At 32.7% G+C, this 19366-nt stretch carries 9 protein-coding genes; all 9 read right to left on the bottom strand.

Annotated features, from left to right (window positions below; genetic code table 11):
- Positions 1 to 13: 13 nt before the first annotated feature.
- Positions 14 to 4858, bottom strand: a complete 4845-nt coding sequence (locus tag BUB90_RS11015; RefSeq protein WP_073287631.1) for an SDR family NAD(P)-dependent oxidoreductase — start codon at positions 4856 to 4858, stop codon at positions 14 to 16.
- 12 nt (positions 4859 to 4870) lie between these two features.
- Positions 4871 to 9598 carry an SDR family NAD(P)-dependent oxidoreductase gene (locus BUB90_RS11010; protein ID WP_073287629.1) on the bottom strand — a complete coding sequence of 1576 codons (4728 nt, stop codon included), beginning with the start codon at positions 9596 to 9598 and terminating at the stop codon, positions 4871 to 4873.
- Between the two features lie 30 nt (positions 9599 to 9628).
- Complete coding sequence (gene fabD, locus BUB90_RS11005) at positions 9629 to 10858, bottom strand: ACP S-malonyltransferase (RefSeq protein WP_073287627.1); 1230 nt, start codon at positions 10856 to 10858, stop codon at positions 9629 to 9631.
- A 980-nt stretch (positions 10859 to 11838) separates the two neighbouring features.
- On the bottom strand, positions 11839 to 13029 hold the full coding sequence (locus tag BUB90_RS11000) for a coenzyme F420-0:L-glutamate ligase (protein ID WP_073287625.1): 1191 nt from the start codon (positions 13027 to 13029) through the stop codon (positions 11839 to 11841).
- Between the two features lie 378 nt (positions 13030 to 13407).
- Positions 13408 to 14307, bottom strand: a complete 900-nt coding sequence (locus BUB90_RS10995) for a D-isomer specific 2-hydroxyacid dehydrogenase family protein (RefSeq protein WP_073287623.1) — start codon at positions 14305 to 14307, stop codon at positions 13408 to 13410.
- Between the two features lie 13 nt (positions 14308 to 14320).
- Positions 14321 to 15106 carry an aspartate dehydrogenase domain-containing protein gene (locus BUB90_RS10990; RefSeq protein WP_073287621.1) on the bottom strand — a complete coding sequence of 262 codons (786 nt, stop codon included), beginning with the start codon at positions 15104 to 15106 and terminating at the stop codon, positions 14321 to 14323.
- Positions 15107 to 15440: 334 nt separating this feature from the next.
- Positions 15441 to 15980, bottom strand: coding sequence for a DUF6933 domain-containing protein (locus BUB90_RS10985; RefSeq protein WP_073287619.1), 540 nt, complete (start codon positions 15978 to 15980; stop codon positions 15441 to 15443).
- 180 nt (positions 15981 to 16160) lie between these two features.
- Positions 16161 to 17396, bottom strand: coding sequence for a DNA glycosylase AlkZ-like family protein (locus BUB90_RS10980; protein WP_073287617.1), 1236 nt, complete (start codon positions 17394 to 17396; stop codon positions 16161 to 16163).
- 215 nt (positions 17397 to 17611) lie between these two features.
- A complete protein-coding gene (locus BUB90_RS10975; RefSeq protein WP_073287616.1) occupies positions 17612 to 19300 on the bottom strand; it encodes a hypothetical protein in 1689 nt (562 codons plus the stop codon).
- Positions 19301 to 19366: the final 66 nt, after the last annotated feature.

The raw sequence follows: 19366 nt of genomic DNA, 5'->3' as shown, positions 1-19366 counted from the left end.
TGAACTCATGAAATTACTCTTCATCTGAATCAAAGAAACTAATCATATCATCAACATCTATTTCGCCTTCTTCAAATTTTTCCATCATGTTGTCAATGTTATGTTCCGTTAATAAAACATTCTCATTGTTTTCATTTTGAAGCTTACTATCAATGTAGTGAGCCATTTCAAATATTGTTGGATACACAAACATATCAGAAACTTCCGATACTCCTTCATAAAAATGATTCAGTAACTTGTACACTTCTGTTGCGATAATAGAGTCGCCCCCCATAGCATTAAAGCTTTCATAAATATCAATTTCTTTTAGTTCTAATACCGCTGCATACAACTTTGACAATTTAATTTCCGTCTCTGTAAATTCGTCCTGCGCTTTTCCTAAAATAAGTACTTCTCTCGATTCAATATTCTCATATGATTTGTTACTTCTTTGCTTAACCTCTCCTGTATCCTTCCTTCTTGCTACTATTTTTTCTATTTCACTTGAAAGTGTCATAGGCATAGAATTAGTTACTGTACTTAATAAATCATAGTCAATTTCACCAGGAATAATATTCGTTATCCCTGTACTAAGTACCGTATCCAACGCAGAAAGGGCTTGATTTGTTGATAATGACTTAAATAATGTTGCACCATCTACTAGGTTGTGATCAACTGCCATACCAGTTTCACTCCAACCAGGCCAATTAATCGCATATGTTCTTTGATTCATTTTATTTTTATATTGGGCAAATGAATCTAGATACGCATTCGCAACGGTATAGTCTCCTTGACCAGGCGCACTAAAAAAGGTAATCATTGAAGAAAATAATATCATAAAATCCAAATTCAACTCTTTGGTACAAGCTTCCATAACTTTAGTTCCAGCAATTTTTGGTTCTAATACACTTGCAAACGCTTCTTCACTCTTATTATATAAGAAACCATCTCCTGCAATACCAGCACAATGAAATACACCATTAATTGTTTGATATTTCGTTATCAAATACTCTATAATTTCCTTCATTCTGGTATAATCATTTACATTTCCAGATAGCACTTCAACATTTGAATTTTCTTTTTCAATTTCATTAATTTTATTGATAATTTTACATAACTTTTGGTCACTTCCATTTTCAATAATATCAGCCCATATTGTTCGATCAGGCAAAGTCTTTCTTGATATAAGAATAATATTACACTTATTCTTCATTGATAAATATCTTGCAACTTCTAAACCAAGACCACCTGTCCCTCCAGTAATTATGTAAGTACCATCAACCTTTATTTCATTGATTTTTTTCTCCGTAGATGTTAGATCCTTTTTATATAATCTCTCTCTATATTTCTTATTATTTCTAAATGCAGTACGTAAATTATACTCTCCATTTTGAATTTCTTCATAGATCCTATCAAAATCCGTACTTTCATCAATATCTATGCTTCTAATTTTAATATCTGGATATTCCATATTAATTGTCTTGGCTAATGCTATATATGCAGCATTTAGAGGTTTTATCGTTCTCTCCGTTTTATCAATTTCTTGTGCATAATCCGTAACTAAAATGAAGTTGATATTTCTTCCAATCTTGTTCTTGAGCATTGACTTAGTTATAAAGAATAAACTATAAATGCTATTTTTTTGTGCATCTTCATAATCAATAATATCTTTATATTCCATGTTAAAATCAAGTGTCTTTGCATGTACAATATCTGTGATTTCGCAAGAAGAGATTTCTTTCATCAATGTGTAATAATCTTCTTCCTTTGTTGAAATGATATATTCATTTTCATTGACTTTTTCATACTGCTTTCCATAGTCAACAGTAATTACTCTCTGTGCGCTACTCTTTACCTTTTCCTCTAATTGTGACGAGAATTTCGTTTTGTTTCTAAACATCAATACATTCTTAAATGCATTCTTAAATGCAATTCTCGATTCCACCTCAACCCATTCAATTCCAAAGAAGGCATTAGCAACATAATCATTTAGTACGTTTACTTTCTTAACTACATAACCTTCTATGGTGACAATCACCTTCCCATCTATATCCGAAATAATTATGTCATATGTTTTAGTTTCATCATTATTGGAATTTTTGTTCAGCAAAATTGCCTTACTGAATACATGTCCTGGTAGTGGTCCATGCATCGTGAGTTTTTTGTAATAATATGGTAGATATATTCCTGAAGTAAATTCTTGAACAGGTCGATTAACCGCCATATCAAGTACACTTATATGATATTTAAATTGCTCTAAATCCCCTATATACTCATCAGGCAACTTTACTTCACAAACTGCAATGTTATCCAATCTGCCACAACGTAAAACATTGTTCCAACGATCTCCCAGCCCCATCAAACCTTGTGCATTTATCGCTGGTATGTTTGTAGGCGAATTAACGATACCTTCTTGTTCAAACATTTGATTATACTCTAACTTTTCTAATGTAGCATTTGTATTTACCTTAATATCACCTTTACAATATATAACCCAAGTCTCAGATTCATTTTTCTCATCTTTTACTAAGCTTGAAATGACAAAACTTATTTTGTTCACGTCTTTATGTGCAACTATTTGTGCATCCACTACACTATCATTTGGTACTACTAAAGGAGTTAAGAACATTACATTCTCTAGTTCTAAAGCATCCGTATGATAGTAGCGTTCTCCTATAGCTCTAGCTACTTCAATATAGGCCGTACCTGGAACTGTACTGTTCCCTAGAATCACATGTTCCTTTAATACCCAATGAGAGTTAGGTGATAACTTCACACTATAAATATCTTCATTCATAGTTGAAACAACTAGTTTATCAACCAATGGATGAATTTTTTCACTGTTATCGTCTACAACGGAATTGGTAAGTTTCGTTTTTTTCACATCTGCCCAGAAAAACGTCTTATCAAATTGGTACGTTGGTAAACTTACTCTTCTGTTTTGTCTATTTATGTACAGTTTTTTCCATGCAATCGTCGCTCCTTTTGTATATGCTTCACAGATGGACTCTAGCATTACATTGTAACTGTTGTCATCCAATGAATCTATGTGATTTAATTGTTCTTCTACTTCACTATTCATTTGATGAATGCTACTCTCCTTAACTTCATTCTCATTTAATAATTGTCTCATGTCCGATACTGTTTTATATTGTCCAAAATATATCTTTCGTTCCATATAAGACTGTAATCCTTCATTAACTAACAAATTGATATTATCTCTGAAAGATTGTTGTCCATCTACTAACATTGCAATTCGGAAGTCATAATGGCCTCTACCTGTGTTTGCAGTGAAACAAACATCTTTCATATTTAATTCTTCATTGTCTGCTAAAAAGGTCTGGTAGCTTTTTAGCAGGTTAAATAATGCTGTTTCGGTTTTTGCAGAAAGACAAACTACATTCAACTTATTATCCACAACCTCAATGCGCTCTGGCAATACTGGTGGCTCCTCAATTACTGCATGTCCATTTGTTCCACTAAAGCCAAAGGCACTTACTCCCGCTCTTCTAGGCATTTCTCTCTTATTCCATTTATATGGCTTGTCAACTACAAAAACAGGTGATTCGCAGAAATTGATATGTGGATTTGGCTCTTCAAAATACATACTAGCAGGTATTACATTGTGTTTCATACCTAATACTACTTTCATAACACTGGCACAACCAGCTGCTGCAACCATATGCCCCATATTTGTTTTTAAGGAACCTACTCCACAAAATTGTTTACGTTTTGTATACTTACGAAATGCATTTGTAATTCCTTTAATTTCAATTGGATCACCTAATATCGTACCTGTACCATGTGCTTCTATATATTGAATACTTTCACAATTAACGTTTGATTTTTCCCAAGCCTCTTTAATTACATCTTCTTGTGCTAGAGGATTCGGAGCCGTTATACCATTCGATGCACCATCATTATTAATAGCACTACCTTTAATAACCCCGTATATATGATCGCCATCCTTGATTGCATTTTTTAGTAGCTTTAATGTAATAGCCACACAACCCTCTCCAAAAACGGTTCCTGAACACTTTTTATCAAAAGTACGAACAACATCATCAGAAGAAACCGATGCAAGCGCGTCAGCTGTATCCTCCCCTTCCTCTAGTGCTGTTCCTGTTGTACCTCCGCCTAAAGAAATTCCACCAGCGATTACCATTTCACAATCCTTGTTTCTCAACGCATTACATGCTTGATGTATAGCGATTAAACCAGAAGAGCAAGCCGTGTCAAGAACCATTGCAGGACCTTTTAAATCAAATATATAACTAATTCTACTAGCCATTATACCTTCCCAAGATCCTGTTAAATGCATCTGATCTGGTTCTGTGATATATTTATAAGGTAACGTGTTATTATGATCTTCTCCTACAAAAACTCCAGTATTACTACCAACGATTGTATCATAACCATATCCTGCATCCTCAATAGCAGACCATGCTGTTTGCAAGAAAATTCTCTGTCCTGGATGAATAAATCTTGCTTCTCTTGGAGGAATCCCAAAAAACGCTGCATCAAATTTATCAATATCTTTAATAAAAGCAACTAAGTTTTTATCAGATTCTTCATTGCTATCCCTTTTTCCTAATGGGTGCATTCCTAAAAACTCTGCATAATGTGGGTTCTGAAGTGGCTCAAATAGTGCGTATCTTTCTGGTGGTGAAGGAACAAGGTTTTTATATTCATTAATTAAGTTATTCCAAAATTCTTCAGGATTCTCAGCCTCTGGTAATGTACATGCTAATCCTATAATCGCTACCTCTTCATGTAATTCATCAGTATTTTTTAATTCTTTTAACATACTAAATGCATCTTCTTGAGATATCTTCTTATTACTTACCTGTTCTAATATATAATTTTTTATTCGATCCATATGTAATTTCTCCTAATTTATCAACATTTTTTTTGCATCTTCTAAATCAATATTTCCAGCATCAAGTAATTTAAGTAATTCTTTCAGTTCCACATCTGAATCATCCATTTCTGCCATTTCTTGTTTTTGCTCTTGAGCCTTAATAATACCATCTATATACTTTGCTATTTCTGTAACAGATACATAAGTAAATATATCGGTAATATCAACAACGTCAGGAAAATCTTTATCTAATTCTTTCTTTAAGGCTGTCGCCAATAAGGAATCTCCCCCCATTTCAAAAAACTTATCGTCAATATTAATTTCACTAAAATTTAGTGTTCTTGCCATTGCATTCGCAACGGTTTTTTCTGTTTGCGTCACTTCTTTCTTACCATTGCTAATAATTTGCACTGTATACTCCTCTCTCTCCATATCATACACACTTGATTGATCAAACCTTCTCAATTTATTTTCTATTGTTTGAGAAAATTCAATATTATTCCTAAAAAATTCTTTATGTTTTTGCACAAACTCATAATTCAGTTCACCTACTATTAAGTGTGGTTGTTGGAGTGAAAGTGCATATACAAAAGCTTCCTGCCCTCTTTGTGTATCTACAAATTGGAATATACTTTCATTCTGATTAACTTGGTTATCTACAGCCATACCAACTTCTTTCCATCCTGTCCAATTAATAGCCAAGGTAGGTTTTCCTTTTTTTTCTCTCATCTCAGAATAGCTATCCAAATAAGAATTTGCTGCGGCATAATCACTTTGCCCACTTGAAGCAAAAATTGAGGATAACGATGAGCACATAATAAAGAAATCCAGATTATCTTGTTGCGTTAGCTTATCTAAAATCCATGTTCCAAATATTTTAGGTTGAAGAACTTGGTAAAAAACCGCCCATCGCTTTCGAATCAGATAACCATCTCCTGAAACTCCTGCACAATTAATGACACCTAGTATTCTCCCATACTTATAACGTAATTCGTCAATTGTATGGGTCATTGTTTCATAATCTGTAATATCCGCTTGCAAAATTTCTACCGTTGTATGTCCATTTGATATCTCTCGAATTTCATTCAGTTGCCTTTGTATTCTTTTTACTTTCACCTGATCATTTATTTGATCCATACTATGTCTACATAATATAGTTATATGAATTTTGTTATTCAATTGCACTAAGCTTTGAGTAAGTGCTAGCCCAACACCTCCAAGTCCACCAGCTATAATATATACACCATTAGATTTTATCTCAAAGTCTGTCTGTACCTCTTCTACACTTTCAGTAAAATACTCAATATATCTTACGTTATTACGAAAGACAACTAGTATTGTTTGATCCTTTGAGAGAATCTCAAAACCAAACTTACCCATATCAGTTATGGTATCCAAATCGATTACTTTGAAATTCATACTTGTATATTCCTTGGCAACTGACTTTATCATGCCTGTGAAGGCTCTGTTTATGGGATTAATTCCATCTTCTTTTCCATTTACGCTGATTGAGTTGTCAATGACTGCCGTAAAATTATCCACTTTCATATGAAGAGATGACATACTATGTAATAAGAGATATAGGCTTTTCATACTATTACTGACTTTTTTATCTAAGTCATCTATCGTATCTTCTCTATTATCTTCATAGGATGCAATATGAATTATCGTATCAATGTGTTGATTGGATATTTGGGTAAATACCATCTTAAAATCTTCCTCATTACATCTTATCTGATAGCAATTCTCATTCTTTTCTTCATATACATTTGATAGAATAATTGTAATATAGTTTTCAAAATTTAGTGACTTTACTTTCTTATAGATATCATTTCCTTTTTGTGTATCTCTCATAATTAGCAATGCAGTTTTTGTCGGAAATTGATTTATTAGGTTTTTTGATTCATTTTCTTTTTCTTTCAAAACTAATGAATAAGAGGTTTCTCCTTTAATTCTTTTCATTTCTAGATTACTTAATTCTTTTAAAACATAATCTTCAATGAATCCTATGTATTCTCCTTCATCTGATATAATAGAAACATCAAAAGTAGTGATATTACCATTATTTCCATCTTTCTTTTTATGCAAGTAACTATAAAAAGCCTTTGGCAATGGTTTAAAAAAATCCGCCTTACCGTAAGACAACGGCAAACACACCCCACTTTTTGTAAGTACATTGCCAATATTTACAGCACCATCTAATAATGGTGGGTATAAAAAGTATCCATCTAATTTAACCAAATACTCACTTGATAATTCAAAATAACCAATAATTTCCTCATCATTAAACTGAAGCAATTTATTTGTTTTCCAACTATCTGCTACTTTAACATGACCATTGTCTTTTTTGTCTTGTGAATACACTTGAATTATTTTATTGCATCGTTCTAGCAATAACTCAATATCTAAATTTTCATGTTTTTCTTCTTTCCTCTTACTAATTCTAGCGGATACATGATTAACCCAACTGTCATTCGCTTCTGTATCCAATGTACTTATTATATTTACTTCGAGAATATCATTTTGCTTTCTACCAATAATTTGTACTCTTCTTGTTTCTTCTCTATTGCACATGAATGGTATAAGGAAAACAGTATTAAGAATGGTAATTCCATCTGTTTTAAAAAAGATTTTTCCAGCTTCGTGTAACATCTCAACAAATGCAGTACCCGGTAATACATAATTTTTTCCGATAATATGTTCTTTTAATTCCCAAGTATTATTAATATTAACGTCTGTTTCAAATAAGATGACATCCGTAAAGTTTGTTAAGCATTGGCCAATTAATGGGTGCATTCTGATGCTTTCTCTCATACTTAAACTATTATTGATATAATTCCCATTGTTTATCCAACATCTCCTAGTATCAAAAGGATATGTTGGAATACTAACTTTACAAATATCATCACCTATAAATATTTGACTCCACTCTATATCTGCACCAAGAACATAACATTCAGATAATTTCTTTAATAGAACTTTTCTTTCACCATCTTCAAGTCCAACCTTAATATTTCTCATTATATGCTTAGCCTTACTATTAAGTTCAAGCTTCTTCTCATAAGAAATAAATCTATCATCTTCTTGGTGAAGTTCATAATCTCCAACTTTCACTTCATTAATGAACAACCCTTTACACGTTTCTAATTCTTCATCAGTAAATAAACTTTCTTGAGTTTCCCTAAAAATTACTGCCATTCTCCAATTATAGTGCCCTCTTCCCGTGTTGGCAGTATAACACATATTTTTGCGTTCTTTTGGATGTTGCAGATAAAACTCATTATATTGTTTCATAAGTTCCTGTAATGCATCTTTGGATTTTGCGGATATTGTCAAAAGGTAAGACTGAGAACTCACCTTACTTTCAACTTTCTTTTCAACAGGTGCTTCCTCTAATATCATGTGACAATTTGTTCCACTGATTCCAAAAGAACTAATACCGCATCTCCTTGGATGTTTATTTTTTTCCCAATCACGAAGTTTATCGTTTACATATACAGGGCTATTTATAAAGTCTATTTTTTTATTACCACGTTTGTAATGTATATTTGGTGCAATTTTCTTGTTCTTTAACATCATAATTGCATTTATAAGACCTGCTATACCAGAAGCACAATCCAAATGCCCAACGTTTGTTTTTACAGAGCCTATAGCAAATGCTTGCTTTTTCATAGTGTATTTTCTTATTGCTTTACTAAGGGCCTCTATTTCAATAGGATCTCCCAAATTTGTAGCTGTTCCATGAGCTTCATAATATTGGATCGATAATGGATTTATATTTGCATCTTCCCAAGCTTTTATTAATACATCTGTTTGTGCCTGCGAATTTGGCGCTGTTATTCCAACGGATGAACCATCCTGATTTATTGCAGAGCCTTTAATCACAGCATGTATAACATCATGATCTTCAATCGCTTTCAGTAAAGGTTTCAGTAGAACAATGCCTACCCCTTCACCCGCACCAGTTCCATCCGCACTCTCATCAAAGGTTTTCGTTCTTCCAGAGGAAGATGTAATACCAATATCCCTATCTTCTTGATTTCTAGGAATAAGACATATCTTAATTCCGCCCGCAAAAGCCATATCTACTTCTCTACTTCTTATAGCCTGACATGCAGTATGTACAGCCACTAATGAGGAAGAACATGCAGTATCTATTACTTCAGCCGGACCCTTGAGATTATATAAATAGCTAAATCTACTTGCAATAATTGAATCAATATTTCCTGTTAAAGCTAAATCCATTTTGTCTGAACATAAATTAGATATCATCGAAAAATAATTATTCATATTACTACTGTTATAGCCTACATAAACTCCAGTGTTGGTTCCATTAAGTTGATCGCCACCATACCCTGCATCTTCTGCTGCTACAACCATAGCCTCTAAGAACACTCGCTGCACAGGACTAAGCAATTCTGCCTCAATCGGCGCCATACGGAAAAAATTTGCATCAAACTGATCAATATTCTTTAGATATGCCATCTCAACAAAATCATTTTTTTTCTTACCAAATACAGTGTTTATATATGTATCAATATCCTTTTGTCTATTATCTGGAAATTTTTCTATTAAGTCTATTCCACTACTAATATATTCCCAAAATTCATTTACATTATTGGCTCTTCCAATTCTAGCACTTATTCCTATAACAGCTATATCATGATCAAGGAGCTGCTCATTATTCATAAATATTTTCTTAGTATCATCATTGTTAATATTATAGGATATTTTGCTCATATCTACGTCCAGATTCATTAACAATTCCCCCTATGTGTTTGCATTCTTTTACAGAAAAGCTGTTATATTTGTAAATATATTTTCTGTTCTGGTGTCCCAAAATAATTGTTCTAATCTAGATATAATTTCATCTCTCTTTGCTCCCTTTGTCTTAAGTGCTGTTACTAACATGTCAGTTGCAAATCTCATATTTTCTTCACTAGGTTCTGTTTTATTAGCTTCATAAGTCTCACTTAATTTCTGAATTACTTTATATGACTCAACAACACCCTTTTGATATTCATTTTCATCCCAATTTGTATTTGGAGTAGCGGTTATAATTCCCATAGCTCTTGAGAAAAACGGCAACTTACTTTCCAAATCTAAGTCTTTAATAGCTTTTTTATCATTGTCATCATCATATGAGAAAACATAAATTGCTGAATCAAGACTTCTTAACACATGCCCTGCACCTAGTTCAATACCTATCTCAACGGATTTTTTACGTAAATAATCCATAATCTCCATCCATCGTACTGGTTTTGTTATCTGTTCAGTAAGTAATTTAACTACTTCCGCCTTGCCTTCATATGGTCTAGCTGTCACATTTGACATTACTTTATATTTTGTATCATTATATGTATACTTGCTTAATTCATCTTGAACAGCCGATGTAATTGGTTCCATTAATTTACAATGAAATGGTGCACTAACATTTAAAAGTTTTGCATCAGCGCCTATCGCTTCCAGCTTCTTTATAGCAGCTTCCACATTATTTTTATATCCCGCTATTACTATCTGGTTTCTGGAATTATAATTAGATATAGCAACATACCCATTTTGTCCAGAAATTTCATGACAAACCTGCTCAATTTTTGCAGCCTCTATGTTACGTATTGCTGCCATTGAACCAATTCCGTCTGCAACAGCTTCCTGCATTAGTTTTCCTCTTTTATATGTTATTTTTATAGCATCATTAAAGTTAATAACTCCAGCACAAGTTAACGCTGATATTTCGCCTAGACTATGCCCAGCTAAATAATCTGGTCTTGCACCATACTCTTCTGTGAAAGCTAGATATGATGCTACACTATAAGTAAGTAGTGCAGGTTGCAAATTAATCGTTTTTGTTAATTCATTAATGTTTCCTTCAAAACACAATTTTTTCAAATCAAACCCCAATATTTCGTTTGCTTCGTCAAAAGTTTTTTTTGCTATTTCGTATGTATCACATAATTTCTTTCCCATTCCAATATATTGTGAACCTTGCCCCGGAAATAAATAAACTTTTTTCTTCATCACTAAATCCTCCTCAATTTCTTCTTTCAATTAAAAAGGTAAGCACATAACAATATTCATTCCTATAGAACAATTGTTTTCTATTCTATACCTTTTAATTCTTAGTTAAGGGATTAATTTTAAATATAGTCCAAAAAACCTAAAATTTCTGTCCTACTTAGTATTTCCCTATTCACACCAATTGCTTTTGTTTTTGCACAGATTGCAAGTCCTTTTTTAATCAAATCTTCACTAACTTCATTAATGGAAAAGTATATAATATTACATAATTTTCACGAAACTTACTTTAATTTCATAAAATATTATCCTCCCTTTTTTATCAGTTTATATCATTACGTTATTTTTACATTATATTACTTTATTTTCTTATTGTAAACATTTATTTAGTAAATATTTACCATTTTGACTGGTTAATCCTAGCATAGACGACTAAAATTACGTAAAGTGAAATCTGGCTACAACCTACTTCTCCACTACCGTCTCACCATGATAGAAACTGAATGCCTTATAAGGGCTATGATTGTTTAGCTTCTTTCTTTTAAAAGAATTTTATGTTCCATCAGCCGATTCACTTCTTCTTGTGTAAGTACTTCGTCTTATCATATAAATAAGTTCTAAAAAAAAGACCTCCAAGTGCCAGTCTGACAACCAGTCACTAGAAGGTGCATATAAATGCTATCTTGTATTAATAAAACGTGGGTATAATGGTTCATGTGGGAAACGCCTTCTTGAATTGTATTCCTTCTTGTCCAGATACCAGCTAAGAACCAGAATACTTACTATGAAAACTGTTGATTTACTAAGAGATACTGTTTCTATTCTATAGAGTATTTATAGAACAAAACATAGAAAAAGCTCTCTATCCAGTATTGGTACGGGTGCAATGCACCTCGTTACCCAACACTTGTCAGAGAGCCTTTCGTAGCACTTCTATTAACGACTATAATAAACTTAGAAGAAGAAAGTTTATTTAAACTATTTTATTTTGTATAATTATCAAAATATCCTTGAACAAGTACAATAGGTGTACCTTTGTCACCACTTCCAGAAGTTAAATCACATAAAGAACCGATTAAATCTGTCAAGCGACGTGGAGTTGTTCCTTGAGACACCATTTGTCCTACTAAATCATTGTCCTTATTTCGAATATAATCAGAAATTGCATTTTTTAGTTCTTCACCCTTTAAATCTGCAAAATCATTATCTGCTAAATATTTTAACTTAATTTCATTTGGCTGACCTTCTAGCCCTGCTGTATATGCAGGTGATACAACTGGATCTGCAAGTTCCCATATCTTTCCTATCGGATCTTTGAAAGCTCCATCTCCATATATCATAGCTTCTACATGCTTACCAGTTAATTCAAGGATTCTATTCTGTATACCTTCAACAATTGGATCACAGTTACGTGGGAATAACTTAACAGAGTCTTCCGTTGCTTTATTACTTCCAAGTAATCCATAATTTTCATTGTATCCACCACCTTCAACAGAAGATGTTAATATATTGTCTAGGCTGTAAACAATATCTGCCCCTGCTGCTTTTAATAAGCGTTTTGTACGAATACGGCTATGTATATCACAACATAAAACATTTTTTGCGTATTGTAGAATAGCACGGCAATCATTAGCAAGTATAATTTCTACTTCACAATCTTCATTTTGAATTAACTCTTTATAATATTCAATATAATCAACACCAGTAAATGTATGTTTACGGTAACCGAATAATTCGCGATATTGTTCTTCCGATAATACATCTACCCAAGGATTGATACCTTTTTCATCTAGCAAATCAAGATCAACAAGATGATTTCCAACTTCATCAGATGGATAACTTAACATTAATACTATCTTTTTCGCTCCTCTTGCAATACCTTTAAGGCACATAGCAAAACGATTACGACTTAAAATAGGGAAAATTACTCCAACTGTTTCATTTCCAAATTTTGCTTTAACATCACAAGCGATATGGTCCACTGTTGCATAATTACCTTGTGCACGAGCAACTACTGCTTCTGTTACAGCAACAACATCTCTGTCATTCAGCTCAAAATTCTCACTTTTTGCTGCATCTAACACACTATTTACAACTATCTCTACGATGTCATCTCCTTCACGTATTATAGGGGCACGAACACCTCTAGATATCGTTCCAATCATTCTTTCCATCTTACGTTCTCCTTTATGCATTGATATTTCATGCATGAAATTACATTCAAAAATATTATAACATTGACATAACTAAAAGTAAAACTAATAATTGTTATGATCAGCATAAGCTATGCTTATGTTGATGTAATATTCTGCATGCTATCATAGAGACAGATGATAAAGTAAGAGCGAATATATTCAGCTTTTGAGGCCTTGTGTGCTTGTTTCTTCTTCAGATGAATCCTCACTGGAGGAATCATCTGTCTGGTTTCCATTTGTATCGATATCAATCCAAAAGTATCTTTCTTTTTCCATCATAAGATCCCCTTAGCATCTATTTCTGTATATTTTTCAACTTACCTTGTATAATAACAGGGCTGTAAACTTAGCAACATATTAATTGTCTTTTAAAAATGTCTCAATATTCTCCAATACCTTTTTACTCAAACGGCCTATGGCTTGCTTTGTTCGTCCAGATGACACTTGCATACAATTTACATGCGGATTCGAAAGCAACTTGCCTGTATCATCTCCGAGAGCTCCTGCCGTATCACAAAAAAACTCATTATCCCCATGTTCCAACCATTTCGCAAGAGCAGGAATGTCATGTGATGGACCGATTGAGGTATTGAACATAACTTTGTTATTTCCAAGCCACTCAAATTGTTCTTCATGAAATAATATAACATTTTTGTTCAAGCAGGTACAAACAACATCAACGGTATTCAATAACTCTTTCAATGGAAGATACTTAATATTCTTTGCTTCTTCCTCTGGTTTACGGTTACGACTATAATAATACAAATCTCCGCCTAGCGTCTGAAGAGCGTTAGCAATCATCTTCCCAGAAGTACCAAGACCAACGATACCAATTTTCAAATCTGTAATCTCTATGGGAAGTTCTTGCCACTGTTTACTACCAAAACCATGTAGATATCGAATAAGCTCACTAACTACATATTCAACAACACCCTGATCCCCGTAGTCTCGAATCCCGTAAACAGTGATATCCTTAGCATTCGCGGTGCAAATATCAACATTGGCGCTTTCAGGGGAATATAAGCTGCAACACATTCCTATATATCGGATATTCGTACAGGCATCTAGAACTTCCTTATCGATACGACTGGTATAGCTAAGAAGTACAGCATCTGCATCACCAATTCGATGAATTATCTCCTCGTTATTCTTTGGAATATCATCAAACAAGATAACTTCTTCCGCATAATCATGGAGTTTTTGCTCCGCAGATGGAATCAAACTAACAGGTTCAATTGCAACTAATTTGTTAAACATGTTTCCTTACCTCCTAAAATACTATTGGTGCTACCGCATTTTGTAGAACAGATACAACACTCCATGCTGCAACCTTACTAGTTCGTGAATAGATATTAAGTTCGGTTCTTACCTCTTCACCTTCTATTTCTATTTTATATTCATCGCCTTGAAACCCAGGTACTGCATCAATATTCATAATTGTTTTTTCAGGACCTGCACTAGCAAGAGCAGTTGCAACGGCTACATTAACATGAGTCGGAAGGATAGCGATTGCTTCTTTGGTTGTTCCGCTAAATACCTGCTCACGTTTCGTGATATCCAATAATCCTTCTTTATAAAGCGGCGTATAATACAGTGATCCCGGTGCTTTCTGTGAGCTGATAGAAGCTGTTATCGGACTCATGAGTGCTGCAGTACGAAGAATATCAAAACCACCGACTGCACCACTGGCTATATATACACGGTGATTATTAAGTGCTGCGGTATTTTTAACTCGTTCATAGAATTCTTGATCTGCAAAGGCTCCTATAGAAAGTACTACCAGATTTGAGCCGCCATTTAGTATGGTTTCACTATAATCTTGTATTGACTTTACGGATGCGGCTTCTGCTACAAAATCCGGTTTCATCCCCATAAGTTCATTAATATCAACACAGGCTTTACATCTATAATTGTCAGCAAATACATTCGCGCGGTCATAATTTCTCCCCAATACAGCTACAAGTTCATATTCCGGCAAATAGCCATCTTTCCATGCATTGGCTACAATCTCATTAAGATAACCGCAACCGATTAGTGCTAGTTTAAGCTTCTCCATAATTTCTCCTCCTACTTGTTTGTATAATGTTTAAATTCCATTGTATCATTTAAATACCTATCGGTCTATCCTATTATGCTTTCTATTTAACTTGAGACATAGGTTGCTAATATATAGAAAGATAAATACTATTTATAGTAATACTAATGTTTATAAATATTAGCACTTTGATAAATTAAAATCAGTACTCGCTCTATCTATCATAGCTGTTGGCATAGCATCTTTAACTATCCATCATATAATAAAAGCACCGCCACATTCGCATGACGATGCTTCTATTCAACTCTATTATCAGCATACAAAATACTTTTCACTTTTTTTCTTGAAGCCATAATCACTCTTTAGCATGATCGCTTATTCCACATAACGCTTTCAACATTTCTTCAAATGGAGTAACATAATCTTTTCCTATTTTCCTCAGACCACGATTTTGCTCATATGCCTTATAGGCCTGAATCGATTCATCTTCTCTCCAATCATATTTCCACTGAAATCCCATATCTAAAATCATCCGATTGATATTCCCAGTAATCTTTCGATCCGTTTTCTCAGCGAAAACAATGTTACCAACACTATTCATATAACCTGCAATCTCATTCCCATTAATATTGCCTACCTCCAATGTGTATGGAATTGCCTTCAAAACAAGTTCAGCAAACTTATCTTTCTTTCTTGGCAGTTTGTTTCTAAGAAGCACGCAATACATCGTTTTATCATTCATCAGGACAATTGTATTTCGACCATCTACCTTTGCAATATGTCCATGCCAAGAGTAAAAGGAATCTTCCTCTTTCGCTAACTGCTCTGGCGTTGCCATATCTGTCTTATATAATTTTAATGTTGTCTGTAATGCTTTCGAACAATGTATTACCATACTCTATAACTCCTCTTCTATTCATAGAATCAAATAGTCTATACTGTATATTCTCTATCTTTCCTAGTAGCTGAAATACTTCTTCAACAAATTCACGCGTTTGCTACAAAATGATACAGCTTGTCTATCCTTTATGTTCAGGATATCAACACATTCATTTTTGTTTAGAGCCTTACTTTATCACGATTTCTTATTATAGCACAAACATTTATTTTCAAAATCTTCTTTATTCACATTTTCCGCCCCTATATAATTGCAGAATTGTTCAAAAGCTTGTTTTAACGCAGTCTCTAATTCTTCCGTTACTATAATATCTTCTTCCCACCACCACGCTTTAATATGCAATTCTTTCCCTCCACGATACATCTCTGGCTCAAATCTCGCAACAAACCTGTTATTATATAGAACTGGTAATACATAATAACCATACTTTCTCTTTTTCACCGGTATATAAACTTCCCAGCTATAATCAAAATCAAAAATACTCTTAATCATAGCCCTGTCCCATAATAAATTATCTAAAGGAGCTATAAATTTCATCTCTTTCTTATCTGTATCTGTAATTTCATTCAGCAAATTCAAATCTTCTTTTTTAATATAAAAAGGATATTTGATATCTTCTACATAGAACTCTTTAATCTCATCTTTCTCCACTAAAGATTTTATCGCTTTATTACGAATCTTACTATCTGATATATAATGACCTAACCAAGCACTGCCACCCCGTGACCACAGCATGCCTATAGATCCAATTCTTCTTTTAACATACCATTCATAGAACTTCTCATCTGATTCAAAAGGATCTTCCTGATTCAATATGCTAGAAGGTAATAAGTTTTCAATTATATCATATACCTTTTGTGTATTTATTTTTTTATAGATACCTAATTCACCTATTGTATATAGATAGTCCAAAGCAGCACTTGATAGCTTTCTGTGTCCCCAACTTCCTGGATTATTACTCCCGATATCTATTTTATTAGATTGTAGTGGCCCACTTTCAATAACTATATTTTTCACCTGTTCTAAATAATCAAGAGCTTGACTAGCATTTCTATGAGCTAAAACCTTCTGAAGATCCTTTCCATTTTCTTTTCTTACACGACTAAAATAAGGCCAATCAGTTTGAAGATAGATTGCCATCATCTTATCCCAGCCATCAATTAAACTACGTTTTTCGTACAATAAATCATTTAAAATAGACGAATTATAATTTTTTATCCTTGACTGCAATACTAAATCGGGATTTCTCCCAACTATATTCAATGGATCAAATTGAATACATCCGACTTTTCTGACAAACTCCAAGACCGAATTCTCATCTTGGCTATTACCGTTATGGTTTAATCCTTGATACGTGATAAGAAACCTTCTTGCTTCGTCTATAGAGATCTTATTACCTGTTAATGCTTCCATAATTTCTCCTACCTGTTCTTGATAAGTTGTGAATTGCAATTTTATTCATATTAAAGTCTGTTTGCTATAGACATATCCAGTGGCTTTATATTATCATTTTGATCTATATATGAAATGGTTCCAAATGCTCTTCTCATTCTTAGCATTGTTTTTAGTATTTCCAGTATCATTTTTATGTGCATAAAATTGTTACATAAATTAAAATTTCAAAGATTTTAATTTACATCTTCAAAACAATTCACTCCATCTATAAAACTATATCCCGTTTCAAGTGCTAAAACCTCTAATTCTTTATACGTACCATTGCTTATGTAATAATTTTGTTCAAATTGTACTATTGTATCACTGCTACAAGCATCATATTCAATATTCAATTCATTTAAAACTGTTCTATTGTTAATGACATTTAGACACTTATCCATAGTCAGATTTAAATTATTCAAACAAGCTTTTATATAATTTACATCACCATCACTTTTATCAATTATTTCTTTTAACATTGCCACACTCACTATACTCTTGTTAGTATCATCGCATAAAACACCAATATTTTCAGATGTAATAATTAAATAATCTATGACAACACAAAATCCATGTGGAAGCACTTTTTCCAAATCCATGTAAGAAAACTTTTCCAATACAATTTGGTATAGCATTTTTTGTCCTTCTTCAGTTTTTAAAAATTTGCTAATCTGATCGATTTGATATAATGCTTTTGTAATATATCCCTTTTCTCCATAGGATTTTAAATAATCTTTAGCCCATGTTGGTAATAAAACATTTTTAACTTCACATGCAAAAATGTGGAATCCAAGTGAAGGTTCATAAGATATAGCCAACAAGTCAATATCAGGCAATTTTTGACTATATTTGTTCAACTTTTTATCCTTTATACATCTAAAATTTTCATATTTTAAAAATGCACTCTCAATATCGTTAACTAATGCTTCTCCTATTATGTCTGCAAATTTTGACGAATATCCTTTAGGATTTTTAACTGCATAATACTTCAACATGTTGGTTATTCCATCAAATAAAGAAAAACAAGTCAAATACATAATAAATATTTTATCTTGAATGATGTAATTTAGAGTACCTCTTGAAGAATATGATATATCCTTTAATATTGACAAAATTATTTTTTCATCCATTTTTAAAGCATTTGACATTGCACCACTTAATTCCTGAGAATCATATATAATAACACTTGGTAGGTTATTAGCATATGAAAAATAACGTCTATAAAGAGCTAGTTCCAACAACTCAGTGTAAACTCTAACGAACTCACAATATGTATAATTATCAAATTTAATTTTGCTATCTGAAGGTATATAAGAAAAAAAGGATTTGATTTTTATTTTCGCTTCTTGCTCTATAGAATTAATTACTTTTATAATTTGATCATTGTTAAAATCAAATTCATCTTTATCCTTAAGACACAATAATACTTCATCTATTGAAAGAATTTTATGCTCTGACATTTTTGACGAATTTAAGAATAATGTTTGATTATTATGAACCAATTGTCGAAATATGCTTTTATCTAGTACTCTTATTTCAATCTTGTCCTTATTCTGTTTCCAGTTAATAGAACTTTTATTGGCATACGAATAATAAATATAATCCCGCAAAATATGATAGTCGCCAGCAACTTCCAGTAATTTGTAATACAAAAGCAAATCATTATTCCTTTTATCTCTTTTGTATTCTTTTCTCATCAATTTTTCGATTATTATTTCTAACAAAGGGAGAAAACTATTTCCTAGCATAAACTTCTTTTCTGCAAACATTATTTCAATAGCTACCCCCAACTCAATTATTGTCTGTTCAGTATAGTCAAATTTTTCCAACTGCTTATCAAGTTCCTTCTCAATTGCATTATCAATCACTTCTATAATATTCATCGTGAGTCCTTTCAAATAAACGTTCAATATAGTCTATATTGTATTCCAGTTTCTAATAATTTGATC

The organism is Anaerosporobacter mobilis DSM 15930, from assembly GCF_900142955.1.
GTDB classification, from domain to species: Bacteria; Bacillota; Clostridia; order Lachnospirales; family Lachnospiraceae; genus Anaerosporobacter; species Anaerosporobacter mobilis.
The sequence above is the reverse complement of the archived record's forward strand: the minus strand, read 5'-3'. Positions and strand labels throughout refer to the sequence as shown.